The sequence below is a fragment of the Halomonas faecis genome (assembly GCF_010993975.1).
Lineage (GTDB): Bacteria > Pseudomonadota > Gammaproteobacteria > Pseudomonadales > Halomonadaceae > Halomonas > Halomonas faecis.
On sequence record NZ_JAACZO010000052.1, the window covers coordinates 224456 to 241328 of the forward strand.

The 16873-nt window shown below is 65.2% G+C and carries 15 protein-coding genes; 9 read left to right on the forward strand and 6 right to left on the reverse strand.

The window, feature by feature from the left end:
- The first annotated feature begins 64 nt into the window (after positions 1 to 64).
- Positions 65 to 952, forward strand: a complete 888-nt coding sequence (locus GFD32_RS15625) for a branched-chain amino acid ABC transporter permease (RefSeq protein WP_163577515.1) — start codon at positions 65 to 67, stop codon at positions 950 to 952.
- A 2-nt stretch (positions 953 to 954) separates the two neighbouring features.
- Complete coding sequence (locus GFD32_RS15630; RefSeq protein ID WP_163577516.1) at positions 955 to 1938, forward strand: branched-chain amino acid ABC transporter permease; 984 nt, start codon at positions 955 to 957, stop codon at positions 1936 to 1938.
- Between the two features lie 56 nt (positions 1939 to 1994).
- Here GFD32_RS15630 and GFD32_RS15635 read toward each other — a convergent pair whose 3' ends face one another.
- A complete protein-coding gene (locus GFD32_RS15635; protein ID WP_163577517.1) occupies positions 1995 to 2900 on the reverse strand; it encodes a LysR family transcriptional regulator in 906 nt (301 codons plus the stop codon).
- 126 nt (positions 2901 to 3026) lie between these two features.
- Between GFD32_RS15635 and GFD32_RS15640 the strand changes: the two genes are divergently transcribed.
- From GFD32_RS15640 to mtgA, 3 genes are all read left to right on the forward strand, one after another.
- Entirely contained in the window at positions 3027 to 4136 is a 1110-nt protein-coding gene (locus tag GFD32_RS15640; protein WP_163577518.1) for an S-(hydroxymethyl)glutathione dehydrogenase/class III alcohol dehydrogenase, read from the forward strand.
- Positions 4137 to 4219: 83 nt separating this feature from the next.
- Positions 4220 to 5074, forward strand: coding sequence for an S-formylglutathione hydrolase (fghA, locus tag GFD32_RS15645; protein WP_163577519.1), 855 nt, complete (start codon positions 4220 to 4222; stop codon positions 5072 to 5074).
- 54 nt (positions 5075 to 5128) lie between these two features.
- Positions 5129 to 5857, forward strand: a complete 729-nt coding sequence (gene mtgA / locus GFD32_RS15650) for a monofunctional biosynthetic peptidoglycan transglycosylase (protein ID WP_163577569.1) — start codon at positions 5129 to 5131, stop codon at positions 5855 to 5857.
- On the opposite strand, the gene GFD32_RS15655 is transcribed toward mtgA, so the two are convergent.
- Positions 5847 to 6770, reverse strand: a complete 924-nt coding sequence (locus GFD32_RS15655) for a DMT family transporter (RefSeq protein ID WP_163577520.1) — start codon at positions 6768 to 6770, stop codon at positions 5847 to 5849. The genes mtgA and GFD32_RS15655 overlap by 11 nt on opposite strands.
- Before the next feature lie 174 nt (positions 6771 to 6944).
- Here GFD32_RS15655 and GFD32_RS15660 point away from each other — a divergent pair, with 174 nt between their 5' ends.
- From GFD32_RS15660 to GFD32_RS15675, 4 genes are all read left to right on the forward strand, one after another.
- Positions 6945 to 7343 carry a DUF4168 domain-containing protein gene (locus tag GFD32_RS15660; RefSeq protein ID WP_163577521.1) on the forward strand — a complete coding sequence of 133 codons (399 nt, stop codon included), beginning with the start codon at positions 6945 to 6947 and terminating at the stop codon, positions 7341 to 7343.
- A gap of 145 nt (positions 7344 to 7488) precedes the next feature.
- Entirely contained in the window at positions 7489 to 9393 is a 1905-nt protein-coding gene (locus GFD32_RS15665; protein ID WP_163577522.1) for a DUF294 nucleotidyltransferase-like domain-containing protein, read from the forward strand.
- A gap of 10 nt (positions 9394 to 9403) precedes the next feature.
- Positions 9404 to 10129 carry a 3'-5' exonuclease gene (locus GFD32_RS15670; RefSeq protein ID WP_163577523.1) on the forward strand — a complete coding sequence of 242 codons (726 nt, stop codon included), beginning with the start codon at positions 9404 to 9406 and terminating at the stop codon, positions 10127 to 10129.
- Positions 10130 to 10197: 68 nt separating this feature from the next.
- On the forward strand, positions 10198 to 11514 hold the full coding sequence (locus GFD32_RS15675; protein WP_163577524.1) for a sensor domain-containing diguanylate cyclase: 1317 nt from the start codon (positions 10198 to 10200) through the stop codon (positions 11512 to 11514).
- 94 nt (positions 11515 to 11608) lie between these two features.
- Here GFD32_RS15675 and GFD32_RS15680 read toward each other — a convergent pair whose 3' ends face one another.
- From GFD32_RS15680 to GFD32_RS15695, 4 genes are all read right to left on the reverse strand, one after another.
- The gene (locus GFD32_RS15680) at positions 11609 to 12988 is read right to left on the reverse strand and encodes a putative bifunctional diguanylate cyclase/phosphodiesterase (RefSeq protein WP_163577525.1); all 1380 of its coding nucleotides are present in this window, start codon (positions 12986 to 12988) and stop codon (positions 11609 to 11611) included.
- Between the two features lie 206 nt (positions 12989 to 13194).
- Positions 13195 to 14859 carry a BCCT family transporter gene (locus GFD32_RS15685; RefSeq protein ID WP_163577526.1) on the reverse strand — a complete coding sequence of 555 codons (1665 nt, stop codon included), beginning with the start codon at positions 14857 to 14859 and terminating at the stop codon, positions 13195 to 13197.
- Between the two features lie 64 nt (positions 14860 to 14923).
- Positions 14924 to 15349: a universal stress protein gene (locus tag GFD32_RS15690; protein ID WP_163577527.1), complete on the reverse strand. Its 426-nt coding sequence runs from the start codon at positions 15347 to 15349 to the stop codon at positions 14924 to 14926.
- Between the two features lie 203 nt (positions 15350 to 15552).
- Positions 15553 to 16809 carry an NAD(P)/FAD-dependent oxidoreductase gene (locus tag GFD32_RS15695; protein ID WP_163577528.1) on the reverse strand — a complete coding sequence of 419 codons (1257 nt, stop codon included), beginning with the start codon at positions 16807 to 16809 and terminating at the stop codon, positions 15553 to 15555.
- Between the last annotated feature and the right edge of the window lie 64 nt (positions 16810 to 16873).

Here is a 16873-nt window from a genome sequence, read left to right on the forward strand (position 1 = left end):
GCGGACGTGCGAGATCCGGCGGCGGCGCAAGCCGCCGCCCCTCTGACGGCGAGGAGAATCTGACATGACGATGATATTCGGCGTGCCGGTGGCGGTGTTCATGGGCCAGCTCATGCTGGGCCTGATCAACGGCGCCTTCTACGCCCTGCTGAGCCTGGGCCTGGCGGTGATCTTCGGCCTGCTGAAGATCGTCAACTTCGCCCACGGGGCCATGTACATGCTCGGTGCCTTCGCCACCCTGCTGGGAATGCAATACCTGGGCATCGGTTACTGGGCGGCGCTGGTTCTGGCCCCGCTGATCGTGGGGGCGTTCGGCATGGTGATCGAGCGATTGCTGCTGCGTCGCATCGGTCATCTCGATCACCTCTACGGTCTGCTGCTCACCTTCGGCCTGGCGCTGATCTTCGAAGGCTCGCTGGTCAATTTCTTCGGTGTCTCCGGCGCTCGCTACCCCACGCCGGAAGCGCTGCAGGGGGGGCTGCAGCTGGGCTTCATGTTCCTGCCCACCTATCGTGCCTGGGTGCTGGTGGCGGCACTGGTGGTGTGTCTGGGCACCTGGTACGTGATCGAGCGCACGCGGCTCGGCGCCTACCTGCGTGCGGGCACCGAGAACCCGGCACTGATGCAGGCCTTCGGCGTCAACGTGCCGCAGCTGATTACCCTTACCTACGGTTTCGGCGTGGCGCTCGCGGCGTTCGCCGGCGTGCTGGCCGCTCCGCTCTATCCGGTGTCGCCCACCATGGGCTCCAATCTGTTGATCGTGGTCTTCGCCGTGGTGGTGATCGGCGGCATGGGATCGATCCTGGGGGCGGTTCTCACCGGCCTGGGCATGGGGCTGATCGAAGGCCTCACCAAGGTGTATTACCCCGAGGCAGCCAACACCGTGATCTTCCTGGTGATGATCCTAGTGCTGATGCTGCGACCCGCCGGCCTGTTCGGCAAGGAGGCATGACGATGGCCACGACGCAAACTCTCACCCCTGCCATGGAGCGTGCCCGTCGCGCCTCCCAGCGTCGCAACCTGCTCTATCTGGCGCTGTTGGCCGTGGGGCTGGTGGCTCCCTTCCTGGCCTACCCGGTCTTCCTGATGAAGGTGCTGTGCTTCGCGTTGTTCGCCTGCGCCTTCAACCTGCTGCTCGGCTACGCTGGCCTGCTCTCCTTCGGTCATGCGGCCTTTCTGGCCACCGGCGGTTACGTCACCGGCTTCTTGCTGTCGAGCTATCCCGCTCTCACGCCGGAGCTGGGCATCCTCACCGGCACTGCCGCCGCCGTGGCGCTGGGTGCGGTGTTCGGGGTACTGGCCATCCGGCGCCAGGGCATCTACTTCGCCATGGTCACGCTGGCGCTGGCCCAGTTGATGTTCTTCGTCTTCATCCAGGCGCCGTTCACCGGCGGCGAGGATGGCCTGCATGGCGTGCCGCGCGGCGAGCTGTTCGGTCTCTTTAGTCTGGGTAGCAATCTGGCGATGTACTACTTCGTCTTTGCGGTCTTCCTGATCGGCTTCGCCATCATCCAACGGGCCGTGCACTCGCCTTACGGGCAGGTGCTCAAGGCCATCCGCGAGAACGAACCGCGTGCGGTGTCGCTGGGCTACAATGTCGATGCTTACAAGCTGCTGGCCTTCGTGCTGTCGGCGGGGCTCGCCGGTCTGGCAGGTTCCACCAAGACGGTGGTTTTCCAGCTCGCCTCGCTGACCGACGCCCACTGGCACATGTCCGGCGAGGTGATCCTGATGACCCTGCTGGGTGGTGTGGGCACTCTGTTCGGCCCGGTGGTGGGGGCCGGTCTGGTGGTCAGCCTGCAGCACATGCTGGCGCAGTCGCCGCTGGGCAACTGGGTGAGCCCGATCCTCGGCCTGATCTTCGTGATCTGCGTGCTGAGCTTCCGCAGCGGCATCGTCGGCGAGATGCAGAAGATCGTGCGCAAGAACTTCAAATGACGGGCGGTATGGCCACTGACGGGCGCCCTGCGGGGCGCCTTTTTCATGGGCGCGGCTCAGGGTGGGGAGCCAGCGGTGGCCTCTGCAAGCCGCACTGGCAGGTGCTCGACCAGGAAGTCGACGAACTGGCGCACCTTGGGGGCGTGCTGCCGGTGCTGTGGCATCACCGCCCAGACGCCGGTGTCGCGGCACTGGAAGGCATCGAGCACCGAGAGCAGTTCGCCTCGGGCGAGGTAGGGGGCCACATAGTAGTCGGGGAGCTGGGCGAGCCCCAGGCCCTTGAGCGCCGCATCCAGCAGCGCCGAGCCCGAATTGGCCTGCCAGGTCCCATGGACGCGCACGTCGCGATGCACTCCCTCGACGTCGAAACGCCACAGTTCTCGCGTACCCACCAGGCAGCGGTGGTGGGCCAGCTCGGCCAGGGCGTGGGGTTGGGAAACGCGGGAGAAGTAGTCGGGAGCGGCCACTACGAACTCGCGGCGCTCGCCGAGTCGTCGTGCGACCAGCGAGGAGTCCTGCAGGGTGCCCATGCGGATGGCGATATCGTAGCCCTCGTCGATGATGTCCACCTGGCGATTGGTGAGGTGCAGACGCATTTCCAGCTGTGGATGCAGGCATAGGAAGTCGTTGACCAGGGGGGCGATGAAACGCTCGCCGAAGGTGGTGGCCGAGCTCAGGCGCAGCACGCCATGGGGGCGGTTCTGCCGCTCCTGGAGGGTGGACTCGGCGTCCCGGAAGCCGTCCAGAAGCGTCCGGCACCGAGCGTAGTAGCTCTCGCCGGCATCGGTGAGGCGGATCTGGCGCGTGGTGCGATACAGCAAGGGCAGGCCGAGCTGCTGCTCGAGCTGGGCGACCTGGCGGCTGACGTGGGAGTTGGAGACCTGGAGTCGGCGGGCTGCAGCGGCGAAGGTGCCGAGACGTACCACTTCCACGAAGGCTTCGATTCCATCCCAGCGGGACATGGCATCTCCGAGTTGGATTGTTGCTCAGCGGAAATAATGTCGTGAGTCTGTTTCAGTTTCGTCGTGCTGGCAAGGTCGCCTAGACTGACAGTCCATACGAGACATGCCATCGACGAGGAGGTCGTCATGAAGTCACGCGCCGCCATTGCGCTGGAAGCAGGCCAGCCGCTCACGCTCACCGAGATCGACGTGGAAGGCCCCAAGGCCGGTGAAGTGCTGGTGCGCATCGCCGCCACCAGCGTTTGTCATACCGATGCCTACACGCTCTCCGGTGCCGATCCGGAAGGCAATTTTCCGGCGGTGCTGGGGCACGAAGGCGCCGGTGTGGTCGAGGAGGTCGGCGAGGGCGTCACCAGCGTCAGGCCCGGCGACCATGTCATTCCGCTGTATACGGCCGAGTGCGGCCAGTGCAAGTTCTGTCTCTCCGGCAAGACCAACCTGTGCGGGGCGGTGCGCGCTACCCAGGGAAAAGGGGTGATGCCCGACGGCACGTCGCGCTTTTCGCTGGAGGGCCGGTCGCTGCACCACTACATGGGGTGTTCCACCTTCAGCGAATACACCGTGCTGCCCGAGGTGTCGCTGGCAGTGGTTTCCCCGCAGGCCCCACTGGACAAGATCTGCCTGCTCGGCTGTGGTGTGACCACCGGCATCGGCGCGGTGATGAACACCGCCAAGGTGGAACCGGGCTCGACCGTGGCGGTATTCGGCCTGGGGGCCATCGGCCTGGCGGTGATCCAGGGGGCGGTGATGGCCAAGGCGGGCCGCATCATCGCCATCGACGTCAATCCCGACAAGTTCGCGCTCGCCGAGCAGTTCGGCGCCACCGATTTCGTCAATCCCAACGACTACGGTGATCCCATTCAGCAGGTGATCGTCGACCTGACCGACGGCGGGGTCGACTATTCCTTCGAGTGCATCGGCAACGTCAACGTCATGCGCCAGGCCCTGGAGTGCTGCCACAAGGGCTGGGGCGAGTCGGTGATCATCGGCGTGGCCGGGGCCGGCGAGGAGATCAGTACGCGGCCGTTCCAACTGGTCACCGGTCGGGTGTGGAAAGGGTCGGCCTTCGGTGGCGTCAAGGGGCGCTCGCAGCTGCCCGGCTACGTGGATCAGTACATGGCCGGCGAAATCAACATCGACGACTTCATCACCCACGACCTGCCCTTCGAGCAGATCAATGAGGCCTTCGATCTGCTGCATGCCGGCAAGAGCATTCGCACCGTTCTTCACTACTGAGCGCCTGGCGCCGGTTGTCCGGCGTTGCTTTCGATACTCGATCAGGGTGGCCGGCTAGCACCGGCCACCCGGGAGACTGCCCCATGACCATGACGGAAAACCTCGAGCTGGTATCGTCCAACAAGAGCTTCGGCGGTTGGCACAAGCGCTATCGCCATCGTTCCCGGGCGCTGGACTGCGAGATGGTGTTCGCCATCTACTTGCCGCCGCAGGCCGAAACGGAGCGGGTGCCGCTGTTGTGGTGGCTCTCCGGGCTGACCTGCACCGACGAGAACTTCATGCAGAAGGCGGGGGCCCATCGCCTGGCTGCCGAGCTGGGCATCGCCATTCTGTGTCCCGATACCAGTCCGCGCGGCACCGACCTGCCGGGCGAGCATGACAGCTACGACCTGGGGTCGGGAGCCGGCTTCTACGTCAATGCGATGCGCGAACCCTGGAGACGTCACTACCGCATGTACGATTACGTGACGGAGGAGTTGCCCTCGGTGGTTCGCCAGCATTTTCCCGTGAACGGCCGCGAGGCGATCAGCGGTCACTCGATGGGAGGGCATGGGGCCCTGGTGATGGCGCTGCGACGCCCCGGTCACTATCGTTCGGTGTCGGCCTTCGCGCCGGTCGTCAACCCGACCCAGTGCCCGTGGGGCAGAAAGGCCTTCACCGAGTACCTGGGCGACGATCCTGGCGCCTGGACCCAGTACGATGCCTGTGAGCTGGTAGCCAAGGGCGCCTCCAGCCAGCGGCTGTTCATCGACCAGGGCGAGGCCGACGATTTTCTCGAAGAGCAGCTATGTCCCGAGCGGCTCGAAGCGGTGTGTGCCGAGCACGATCATCCGCTGACGCTGCGTCGCCAGCCGGGGTATGATCACAGCTACTTCTTCATTGCCAGCTTCATCGAGGATCACCTGCGTTACCATGCCGAGCATCTCACCAAGCGCTGAGTACCCGTCGCAGGCCTGGCGGAACCCGGATTCCGCCGGGTCGGACGACTCGTGATGGGTGCGGTTCGGCGTCTTCCTCGTGCGCTGCTGCGGCGCCTGCTCAAGGGGGCGGCGCTGGTCGTGGCCGGTTTCGCGGTGCTCTCGCTGTTGCTGGTGTTGCTGCTGCGCGAAGTGCCGGCCTACGGCTCCATGGTCATGGTGGAGCGCAAGGTGCAGGCCTGGCTGGCTGGCGAGGCGCTGCCGATCCGTCACCAGTGGCGCCCTTGGGAGACGCTTTCCGGCCATGCCAAGCTGGCCGTCATCGCCGCCGAAGATCAGCGTTTTCCCGATCACCATGGGTTCGATCTGGTCGAGCTGCGCCGGGCCTGGAGCGCGAGCCGTGACGGTGCGCGCCTGCGGGGCGCCAGTACCATCAGCCAGCAGACCGCCAAGAACCTCTTCCTGTGGACCGGTCGCAGTTGGGTGCGCAAGGGATTGGAGGCCTGGTTCACCCTGCTCATCGAGACGTTGTGGCCCAAGCAGCGCGTACTCGAGGTCTACCTCAACATCGTCGAATGGGACAGCGGTGTCTTCGGTCTGGAGGCTGCGGCGCAGCACTACTTCGGCGTATCGGCCGACCGGCTCAGCGAGGTGCAGGCCAGCCGGCTGGCCGCGGTCCTGCCCAACCCGCGCGGCTGGAATGCGGCCCGGCCCAGCCCCTACGTGGAACGCCGCAGCCTCTGGATTCGCCAGCAGATGCGCAACCTCGGTGGAGCCGGCTACCTGGAGCGGCTTACTGACTAGTGCGTCGGCCGCGCGCCACCAGCACCACTCCTGCAATGGTCACCGCCATGCCGAGAAGGCCGACCATCGGCAGGCGCTCGTCGAACAGCCACCACGCTTCCAGCGCTGTCACCGGCGGCACCAGGTAGAACAGGCTGGCCACGCGCGAGGCCTCGCCGCGCTTGATCAGTGCCATCAGCAGCAGAATGGCGCTGATCGACAGTACCAGCACCAGCCACAGCAAGGTGAGCATGAAGGTCGGCGTCCACTCGATGTCGCGCTCTTCGAAGAGCAGTGCCCCGAGGCCCAGCACAATGCCCGCAGCCAGGTACTGCACGGCCGTGCCGGTGAGCAGCGGCATGCCCGTGCAGTAGCGCTTCTGGTAGAGAGTGCCCAGCGAGATGCCGACGAGCGCCACCATGACGCTGGTCAGGGCGCCCAGGCCGAAGCCCTGGAACAGCGCTCCGCCAGGGTCGAGCTTGCTGCCCAGCACCAGGGTGATGCCGGTCAGCCCCAATGCCAGTCCGGCCCATTGCAACGGGACGAGGCGCTCGCCCAGCAAGGGGCGGGCCAGGCCGGCGGTCAGCAGTGGCTGCAGTCCCACCAGCAGTGCGGCGAGTCCCGCCGGCATGCCGAGTTGTATGCCGTAGAACACGCCACCCAGATAAGCGCCGTGCACCAGCAGTCCCGAGACGCCGATGTGGCCCCACAACCGCAGGCCGCGGGGCCAGTCGACCTTGAGCAGCGCGGTCAGGGGCAGCAGCAAGGCCAGCGTCAGCACGAAGCGCACGAACAGAAAGGTGAAGGGTTCGGCATGGGGCAGGCCGAACTTGGCGCCGATGAAGCCGGTACTCCACAGGGCTACGAAGAGCACGGGCATGCTGGCGAGCCAGAGTCGGCTGGGGGAGAAGGAAGAGAGGGACGGTAGTGGCATGGCCTCAGAAGGGTTCCGGTCGCAGCGAAACGTCGACCATACTGGGTTCCCGCCGCAGGCAAAAGGGGATGAGGTGCGAAAGATGGTTACATTCGGTTACTCAAAAAATATGAACCCTGCCCTGGGAGCGCCGTCACAGGGACGCACATACACACGCAACCCTTGGAGGTATTCATGCCACGGATGACTGCACTGTTCTCAGCTGCCTTGCTCACTGCCGGACTCATGAGCGCTCAGGCTCATGCCCAGGACCAGTCACAGGATCCGGCTCAGGATCCGTCAGCGACGCAGCAGCCGCAGGCCACTGCCGAGGATTTCTCCGACGAGCAGCTTCAGCAGTTCGCCGACGCATCTCAGGAGATCGCCGTCATCTCCCAGGATTACACCGAGCGCCTGCAGGAGGCCGAGGACGAACAGGCTCAGCAGGAAGTGCGCATGGAAGCCAACGACAAGATGGTCGAGGTGGTCGAGGATAGCGGTCTCGACGTGGATACCTTCAATGCCATCGGTCAGGCCATCCAGCAGGACCCCGAAATGATGCAGCGGGTTCAGGAAATGGCCAGCGAATCATGAACTGACGTAGGCCACTCGCCGAGCGTCGCGAAGGCCACCCCCCCGGGGTGGCCTTCGCTGTGTCTGGCCGATCGAGACTTTACAGCCTCGGGGTGCGCCAACACACTGATAGCCATTCGGGTCGAAACGGTCGTGGAGTGGACGCATGGACGTGGAACTACTGGAAATTCGCCAGCACATGGCGCAATTCCCTCCCTTCGACAGCCTCTCCGACGAGCTGCTGGACGACGTGGCCGGGCATGTCGAAGTGGGCTATTTCAAGGCGGGAACGCCCATTCTCACCCTGGATCAGGAAGTCCACGACCTCTGCTACATTCGCAGCGGGGCCGCGGAGGTCTACCGGCGCAACGGCGACCTCTACAACCGGCTGGGCGAAGGCGACATCTTCGGTCACTTCAGCCTGCTGCGGAACCATCGTGCGCGCTTTCCGGCCACGGCGCTGGAAGACACCCTGATTTATTTCATCCCCGAAGCGGTATTTCGCCGGCTGTGCGAGGCCGACGAGCATTTCGCCGATTTCGTCGAACTCGGCCGACCGCGGCTCGAGGCGGCGGTGGAAGATCAGAAGAAGTCCAACGACATGATGATCACCCGGGTGCGCAAGCTGTTGACGCGCTATCCGGTGATGGTCGAGTCCACCACCACGGTGCAGGAGGCGGCCCGTCAGATCGGCGAAGCGCAGGCCTCGGCAGCACTGGTGCTGGATGCTGCCGGTCAACGGCCTCGCTACAGCTTCACCGACAGCCAGGAGCGGGTCTGGGAGATGTGCGGCATCCTCACCGACAGTGACTTCCGCACCCGAGTGGTGGCCGAGGGTCTGCCGCCCGACACGCCGGTGGGCCGGCTGGTGGGCAAGCCGCCGATCACCATCCAGTCCGACGAATCGGTTCACGAAGCGATGCTCACCATGCTGCGCAACAACATCCATCACCTGCCGGTGCTGTATCGGCGGCGGCCGGTGGGTATCGTGCACCTTTCCGACATCATCCGCTACGAGACCCATTCGAGCCTCTATCTGGTCAGCAACATCTTCAATCAGTCGAGCGCGGCCGGGCTCGCCAAGCTGGCGCCCGACGTGCGGGCCGCCTTCGTGCGCATGGTGGAGGAGGGCGCCAACTCGTTGATGGTCGGCAGTGCGCTGTCGACCATCGGGCGCAGTTTCACGCGACGCCTGCTGGAATTGGCCGAGCAGGAGTTGGGACCGCCGCCGGTGCCTTACTGTTTCATGGCCAATGGCTCCATGGCGCGCAACGAGCAGTCCATCGTCACCGATCAGGATAATGCTCTGGTGCTTTCCGATGATTTTGACCCCGAGCGCCACGACGCCTACTTTCTGGCGTTGGCGCAGCGGGTCAGCGACGGTTTGCACGCCTGTGGCTATACCTACTGCAAGGGCGAGGTGATGGCCACTAACGCCAAGTGGCGTCAGCCGCTGTCGGTGTGGCGGAACTACTTCCGTGACTGGATCGACGATCCGACGCCCGAGCGGCTACTGCACAGCTCGATCTTCTTCGACCTGGACAGCGTCTACGGCGAGGAAGACTACGTCGAGCAACTGCAGGACCTGGTGGCCGGCAAGGCGGCCAAGAGTCCGCTGTTCCTGGCGGCCATGGCGCGCAATGCCCTGAACCGCACGCCGCCGCTGGGGTTCTTCCGGACCTTCGTGATGGAAAAGGATGGCAAGCACAATAACTCGATCAACCTCAAGCGGCGCGGCACGGCGCCATTGATCGACCTGATCCGGGTGCATGCCCTGGCCTGTGGCTCGCGTGCCCAGAACAGCTTCGATCGTCTCGACGACATCGCCAACACTCAGTTGCTGGCACCGGGCGTCGGCGACAAGTTGCGCTACGCCCTGGAGCTGATCGCCATGTCGCGGATTCGCCATCAGGTCATCGACATTCAGCAGAATCGTGAGCCGGACAACAACATCGAGCCCGAGAACGTCGCCGACACCGAACGCCACAACCTCAAGGACGCCTTCCAGGTGCTGAGCAACGCTCAGAAGTTCCTCAAGTATCGTTACCCGATGCCCTCTCGTTCGCGTTGACAGGTGCCTCATGCCGAACCTGCGCCGCCCGTCCCCAGCTGACGCGCCCGGCTGGCCGGAGTATCTGGCACAGCGCGCCGCCGGCTCGCGCTCGCCGCTGCTGGCGCGCTATTTCGCCGCGGGCGTGCCACCTGCCGATACGGCCATCGGTGAGGTGGAAATGGTGGCCCTCGATATGGAAACCACGGGGCTCGATGCACGCCGTCACGCCATCGTCAGCATCGGTGTGGTGCCCTTCAACTTGTCGCGCGTGCGCCTGGCCGAGCGTCGTTACTGGGTGGTACGTCCCCCGCGGCCGCTTTCCAGCCAATCGGTCACTTTCCACCACATCACCCATTCGGAAGTGGCCGAGGCACCGGACCTGGAGCGTATCCTGCCCGACCTTCTCGATTCGATGGCCGGACGGTTGGCGGTGGTGCACTTTCGCCATATCGAGCGCCCTTTTCTCGACGGCGCCGTGAAGGCCCGCCTGGGGGAGGGGCTGCGCTTTCCGGTGATCGACACCATGTCGCTGGAGGCGCGTCGCCATCGCTTGTCGCCCTGGGCGCGCTTTCGCCGCTGGATGCGCCGTCCGCCGGTGTCGATTCGGCTGCATGACAGTCGGCTGCGTTACGGTTTGCCGGCTTACCAGGGGCACCATGCCCTGATCGATGCGCTGGCCACTGCGGAACTGCTCCAGGCACAGATCGCCACCCATTATCGCCGTGAGACGCCCATCGGCGAGCTGTGGAGTTGACGTGCTGTCTCGCCCCAAACGGTCGAGGCAGGCATACTGGCTGCCAGGGGCAAATGACGGGGGTGTGCATGGCTGCGAACGATCAGGGTCGCCAGAGTCAGGGGCTCGATCATGCAACGCTGTGGCAACTGCTGGAGCGGGCACCGGTGCCTTTGCTGCTCACCCAGGGAGACGACAAGCGGGTCGTGCTGTTAAACCGCCAGTTTCGGCAGCGCATCGGCTATCGCGCCGACGAGATTCCCGATGCCGATCACTGGTGGCCGCTCGCCTACCCGGAGGACGAGGAGCGCGAACGCCTGGCCGCGCTGTGGCGTCAACGCCTGGAGCAGGCTGCCCGGGGGTCGGGCGAGGTCGAGCCGCTGGAGGCACCCATTCGCTGCAAGGATGGCGAGACCCGGATCTTCCTGGTACATGCCGTCTGCCACGGCGAGCTGATCCTGAGCCTGTTCGTCGAACTGACCGCACTGCGCCAGGCGCAGTCGCAGCTGGCCGAAAGCCACCGAACCTATCGTGCGCTCTTCGAGCGCAGCGCCGACGGCATCCTGCTGCTGGATGGCGAACGCTTCATCGACTGCAATGCCGCCGCCGCTGAGCTGCTGGGCTATCCCGACAGGCATCAGCTGCTGCAGCGACATCCCGCCGAGATTTCGCCACCTCGTCAGCCCGATGGTCGCGCTTCCTGGGAGCTGGCCGTCGAGTGGATCCGCCAGGTTCGCGAAACCGGGACGTGTCGCTTCGAATGGGTTCACCTGACCCACAGCGGCAAGCCGACCTGGCTGGAAGTGCAACTGACGATGATTCCCATCGGCGGGCGTGAGGTCGTGCATACCGTTTGGCGCGACATCAACGAGCGCATCCAGGCGCGCCAGGAGCTGGAGTATCGTGCCAGCCACGACGCCCTGACCGGGCTCTACAATCGCGATCGCCTGCAGAAGCTGCTGCGCGAGGCCGATGCCCTGCATCGTCGTCATGGCACCCGTTACGCCTTGATCCTTCTCGATATCGACCATTTCAAGTCGGTCAACGATCGCTTCGGGCATGCCGTGGGCGATAGCGTATTGCACGACCTGGGGGAGCGAGTCCGCGAGCAGCTCCGCGAGACGGACCGTCTGGGCCGCTGGGGAGGCGAGGAGTTCTTGATTCTGGCTCCCGAGACGACGCAGCAAGGGGCGCTGGAGCTGGCCGAGCGGATCCGGCAGCACATCGAGCACGACGAATTTCCCGAGGCCGGCCGCGTGACCGCCAGTTTCGGCGTGGCGGCGAGCGAGCCCGAGCTGTCGCTGGATACGTTGATGGTACGCGCCGACCGAGCCATGTATGCCGCCAAATGCCAGGGGCGCAACCGTGTCAGTGCCCAGCACGGGTCGTCGGCATCTGCCTCCTGAGTTCGAACCGGCTTGGCATCATTGCGGGTGAGGGCAGATTCGCGCGATGCGCCCGTCGGGTGCAAGACGCGTCAAGCAGGCAGGGCTGCCCGTCTCAACGGATGGAAGCATTCTGCGTCAGCCAGCATGTGGCAAAGGTGTTGGCATCCACGGGGCGGCCGAAATGGAAGCCCTGTACGCCGCTACATCCCAGGGCCCGCAATGCAGCGGCTTGTTCGGCGCTTTCCACCCCCTCGGCCACCGTCTGCATGCCCAGCGTGTGGGCCATGGCGATGATGGTGGCCACGATGGCATGGTCGTGGCTGCTCTTGAGCATGTCGTGCACGAAGGACATGTCGATCTTCAGGGTATCGGCGGCAAACCGTTTCAGATAGGTGAGCGACGAGTAGCCGGTGCCGAAGTCGTCGATCGCCATGCCGATGCCGGCCCCGCAGAGGGTGCGGGTGATGCCCACCGCGCGTTCCGGGTCTCGTATCAGGCCGCTTTCGGTGAGTTCGAGCCCCAGCAGGCCCGGGCGCATACGGGTCGCCAGTTGCTGCACGTGGCTGGCGAGTTGGGAGTCGTCCATCTGCTGGGCCGAGACGTTCACGCATAGCCTGCCCGGAAAGGGCGTTCCTTGCTGGTCCCAGCGTTGGAGCTGATGGCAGGCAGACTCCAGCACCCAGTCTCCCAGGATGCTGGCCAGCCCCTGGCTCTCCGCCAGGGGGACGAACTCTGCGGGGCTTACCCAGCCCAGCAGTTCGTCGTGCCAGCGGCAGAGTGCTTCAGCGCCGATAAGCTCGCCGCTCTCCAGGCTGAACTGGGGCTGGAAGTGCAGCGTCAGGCGCTCGTGATGCAGGGCTTCGATGAAGCGCGATTGCAGACGCTCTCTCTCGCGCATGGCCTCGGCCATGGCACTGCTGAAAAAGCGCGTGCGACTCCCGCCGCGCTTGGCATGGTTGAGCGCGATGCTGGCGTGCTGGAACAGCGCAGCGGCATCGTCGGCGTCCTTTGGAAAGCGCGCCACGCCGGCACTGAGCGAAAGGCTAAAGTGCCCCTCGTCCAGGGATATGGGCGGCTCCAGGCTTTGCCGGTAGCGGGCCACGGCGTCCTCGAGGTGGATTCGGCTGGTGGACTCGCACAGCACGGCGAACTCGTCACCGCCCAGCCGGGCGATGAATTCGTCGTCGGCGACGACGTCGGTGAAACGCCCGGCGACTGCGGCCAGCAAGCGGTCACCGCACTCATGGCCCTGGCTCTCGTTGATCTGCCGAAAGCGGTGCAGGTCGAGATACAGCAGACCGAGCGAGCCTCCGGCTCGGTCTGCCTGATGGCAGGCGTCGTCAAGGCGCTCCATGAAGTGGCGGCGGTTGGCCAGACCGGTGACGCTGTCCCAATACGCGAGTTGTTCGGCGAGCCGTTCTAGGTGCTGGGGCAGGCCGGCCTTGCCTAACCCATCGGCGAGCTGGCGAAAGGCGTCTTCGGGGGCCTTCATCGGCGCTGGGGGGCTCCTTTCCGTTCGGGCGGCGGTGTCGTGGAACTATGCCCGAAGCGGCATCACCCTGCCAGTGCGGCTGCCGAGAGTCGTAGCAGAATGGGTAGAACGCCTGCCGATGGGCATCATGCCGAAGAATGAGGAAGGCGAAAAAAAGCCAGGCGGCCTCATGGCCGCCTGGCGTGGATCGCCGTGGATGGCGGGCGTCAGGCGCGCGGTTCGCTCATCAGCCCCTTGACGATGGCGTAGCAGCCCACTAGCAACACCAGCGTGAAGGGCAGGCCGGTGGTCAATGCTGCCGTCTGCAATGCGGCTAGGCCGCCGCCGAGCAACAGCGCGATGGCCAGCGCTCCCTCGATCAGCGCCCAGAAGATACGCTGCGGTTTGGGGGCATCGACCTTGCCGCCGGCGGTGATGGAGTCGATCACCAGTGAGCCGGAGTCCGACGAGGTGATGAAGAATACGATCACCAGCACGATGCCGACGAAGGAAGTGATGGCCGTCAACGGCAGGTACTCGAGCATGGTGAAGAGTTGCAACTCCAGAGCTGCGTCCTGCACCTCGGTGATGCCGGAGCTGACCACTTGGTCGATGGCAGTGGTGCCGAAGGCGGTCATCCACACCACTGAGGCCAGAGTCGGTACTACCAGTACGGCGGTCAGGAATTCACGGACGGTGCGGCCGCGGCTGACCCGGGCGATGAACATGCCCACGAAGGGCGACCAGGCGATCCACCAGGCCCAGTAGAAGGCCGTCCAGCCCTGGCTGAAGTTGGCGTCCTCGCGCCCGAAGGGATTGGAGAGTGCCGGCAGGTGCGTCACGTAGCCGATCAAGTTCTCGATCACGCCAGTGGCTATCATCAGCGTGGGGCCGACGAAGATGACGAACAGCAGCAGTAGCAGGGCGAGTGCCATATTGAGCTGCGACAGCCGCTGTACGCCCTTGTCGACACCCAGCATGATCGAGCCCAGCGCTACCAGGGTGATGCCCAGGATCAGCAGCACCAAGGTGGTGTCGCCAGATGGGATTCCGAACAGGTATTCGAGGCCCCCGGCGGCCTGGGTGGCTCCGATGCCCAGGGATGTGGTCAGGCCGAACAGGGTGGCGAAGACGGCCAGGATGTCGATGACGTGCCCCGGCCAGCCCCAGACGCGCTCCCCCAGGATGGGGTAGAAGATCGAGCGCATGGTCAGCGGCAGACCCTTGTTGAAGGCGAAAATCGCCAGCGACAGGCCAACGATGGCGTAGGCACCCCAGGGATGCAGGCCCCAGTGGAAGATGGTGGCGGCCATGCTCAAGCTAATGGCGCCGGCCTGGTCACCTTCGGCACCCCCCAGAGGGGCCCAGTCAGTGCGCAGGCCATCCTCGCCCATGCTGATACCGCCCATGGCAGTGCCGTAGTGCCCCAGCGGCTCCGAGACGCCGTAGAACATCAGGCCGATGCCCATGCCGGCGGCGAACAGCATGGCGAACCAGCCGGCGTAGCCGAAGTCAGGCGTTGCGTTGGCACCACCGATGCGCACCCTGCCCATGGGCGTGAAGATCAGCACCAGTGCCAGGATCACGAAGACGTTGGCACCAAGCAGGAAAAACCAGCCCATGTTGGTGGTGAGGAAGCTGAACATGCTGTTGAAGATGGGCTCCATCTGATCCTGCATGGCCAGCGTCAAGATCACGAAGAACAGGATCACCAGCGAGGAGAAGGTGAATACCTTGCCGTGCAGGTCGAGATTGATGCCCATGGGACTGGCGGTGATGTTGTCCTGACCGATCACGTAGTCGGTATCGATCAGGTTGGCCGGTCCCTCCGGAGCTGGGATGCCTTCCGAAGGCTGCTCTTGAGGCCCTTCGTCTTGGGGATTCTTTTCCATGGAACGTTCTCCCTTCAGTTCGTCAGGATGCCGTGTTCAGGGGCTTTCGCACTTAGCCGGCGATTCACTGTTTCGCCGGTCGAACCAGAAATACCGACACGTCGGTGTGGGTTGCGACCTTGCCGCCGTGCGAGGGCATCAGCACGTCGAGGTGCTTGGGCGGATGGGTCGGCATGACCACCAAATCAGCGCCGACGTCGTCGATGGCGTCGATCAACAGGTCGTCGAGATCGGCGACCGGGTCGGGGCTGGTGATGGTGCGCGTGCTCACCGGCTGGCCGTGCACCTTGGCGCGTTCGTCGGCGAAGGCATCCAGCTTCTGCTGGTACTCTTCCGGTGTGCGGGCCACGCTGCCGGGCTGAGTCGCCGTGACGCCGACATAGCAGATTTCCGCGTCGTAATGGCGAGCCAGATCGGCCACGGTGGCCAGGGATGGCTCGAGCACGTCGAGATGTGCCAGATCGATTGGCACCATGATCTTGCGGTACATGTCTGCGTCTCCTTGCATACTGAGAAACGAGAGACGGCCCGAAGCGGGCCGGCCCCTTCATCTTAGTCTGGCGAGCTCGTCGATCCACGCCAGTGGTGGCGTCAACGCTTTCCCGCCTTGGAAGGCGCTGTAACGCGATGATACAGGAATCGCACCGTTACGCCGACAGCGTAGGCCGACTTTTCTCCTTTTACCACCGGTGGTTAGCGTGTGAACCGCTGAGGGTGGCAAGCCTCCAGCCAGTTGGGCGACTTGCCCGCCAGGCTTTCCGCAACCAGCCGACCGGTAGTCGGCGCCAGGGTCAGTCCCAGGTGGCCGTGGCCGAAGGCGTAGGTGACGCCCGGGAGGCGGGCGGGTCCGATCACCGGCAGCGAATCCGGCAACGACGGTCTCAGTCCCAGCCACTCGTGGCTGGCTGGGCCGAGAGGTCCAAGGAGCGCCTCGCCGTGACGGCGCAGATAGGCCAGGCGGCGCGGGTTGGCCGGATCGCGGGGGTGGCCGAGTTCGACGGTGCCGGCGATGCGCAGCCGCCCGGCCAGTGGGGTCATGTAAAAGGCGTTTTCCGCGGGGTTGCAAGGCCGTGACAACGGTGGCGCCACATCGGGAAATTCCAGGTGATAGCCGCGTTCGACCTCGAGAGGAATGTGGTCGCCGGCGCAGCGGGCCAGCGTGGCCGACCAGGCGCCAGCCGCGACGATGGCGTGTTCGGCCTGCCAGCTGCCCAAGTCGCTGTCGATGCACACTCGCCCTGCGGCGCGGGCCAGGCCGGTGACCCGTGCCGTGTGGAAATCGACGCCGCGCTCCGCCAGCCGCTGGGCCAGGCGTGTGGCCAGGGCCTGAGGGTCGGCGAGATGGCCGGCGGCCAGAAAATGCACGCCGCCCTGGGCCACGCCTGCCAGGGCGGGCTCCAGCTCCGCGACCTCTCCGGCGTTCAGGTAGCGTTGCGGAATCCCCAAGCGTTCGCGGGCGGTGTAGGCGGCGCGCTCGGCTCGCCAGTGGCGGCGCTGACGAAAGAACGTCAGGGCGCCGCGTTGATGCAGTGCGGTGGCTTCCGTGTCGGCGCCCAGAGTGGCGTGCAATGCCTGCCAGTCGTCCATGGCGGAAGCCAGCAACTGATACAGGGTCTGGGTTGCGGCAGCCGCGCGTGACGGAGTGGCCGCGGCGAGAAAGCGCCACAGCCAGGGGGCGAGACGCGGCAGATGGCGACAGCGCAGATGGAAGGGCGAGGAGGGCGACAGCAGCAGCGCCGGTAGCTGGGCGAGCAGGCCGGGGTGAGCCAGCGGCTCCACGGCATAACTGGCGAGCGTGGCGGCATTGCCCGAGGAGGCTTCGCCCCCCGGCGGTCCAGGATCCAGCACGGTGACATCGTACCCTCGTTCGAGCAGCGCCCAGGCGGTGGATAGGCCGACGATACCCGCGCCGATGACGACGGTCTCGGCTGCGCTGGGCCGGTTCGACATGGTGTTCTCCCGATCGTGGAAACGAGGGGCCACTTAGCCGACTTTACGAGCGGTTGTGGACTCG

Coding starts and splice junctions, on each gene's coding strand:
- GFD32_RS15680 (WP_163577525.1), bottom strand. CDS start 12,988: ATGAAGGCCCCCGAAGACGCCTTTCGCCAGCTCGCCGATGGGTTAGGC.
- GFD32_RS15690 (WP_163577527.1), bottom strand. CDS start 15,349: ATGTACCGCAAGATCATGGTGCCAATCGATCTGGCACATCTCGACGTG.
- GFD32_RS15675 (WP_163577524.1), top strand. CDS start 10,198: ATGGCTGCGAACGATCAGGGTCGCCAGAGTCAGGGGCTCGATCATGCA.
- GFD32_RS15635 (WP_163577517.1), bottom strand. CDS start 2,900: ATGTCCCGCTGGGATGGAATCGAAGCCTTCGTGGAAGTGGTACGTCTC.
- mtgA (WP_163577569.1), top strand. CDS start 5,129: ATGGGTGCGGTTCGGCGTCTTCCTCGTGCGCTGCTGCGGCGCCTGCTC.
- GFD32_RS15695 (WP_163577528.1), bottom strand. CDS start 16,809: ATGTCGAACCGGCCCAGCGCAGCCGAGACCGTCGTCATCGGCGCGGGT.
- GFD32_RS15670 (WP_163577523.1), top strand. CDS start 9,404: ATGCCGAACCTGCGCCGCCCGTCCCCAGCTGACGCGCCCGGCTGGCCG.
- GFD32_RS15625 (WP_163577515.1), top strand. CDS start 65: ATGACGATGATATTCGGCGTGCCGGTGGCGGTGTTCATGGGCCAGCTC.
- GFD32_RS15640 (WP_163577518.1), top strand. CDS start 3,027: ATGAAGTCACGCGCCGCCATTGCGCTGGAAGCAGGCCAGCCGCTCACG.
- GFD32_RS15630 (WP_163577516.1), top strand. CDS start 955: ATGGCCACGACGCAAACTCTCACCCCTGCCATGGAGCGTGCCCGTCGC.
- GFD32_RS15685 (WP_163577526.1), bottom strand. CDS start 14,859: ATGGAAAAGAATCCCCAAGACGAAGGGCCTCAAGAGCAGCCTTCGGAA.
- GFD32_RS15665 (WP_163577522.1), top strand. CDS start 7,489: ATGGACGTGGAACTACTGGAAATTCGCCAGCACATGGCGCAATTCCCT.
- GFD32_RS15655 (WP_163577520.1), bottom strand. CDS start 6,770: ATGCCACTACCGTCCCTCTCTTCCTTCTCCCCCAGCCGACTCTGGCTC.
- fghA (WP_163577519.1), top strand. CDS start 4,220: ATGACCATGACGGAAAACCTCGAGCTGGTATCGTCCAACAAGAGCTTC.
- GFD32_RS15660 (WP_163577521.1), top strand. CDS start 6,945: ATGCCACGGATGACTGCACTGTTCTCAGCTGCCTTGCTCACTGCCGGA.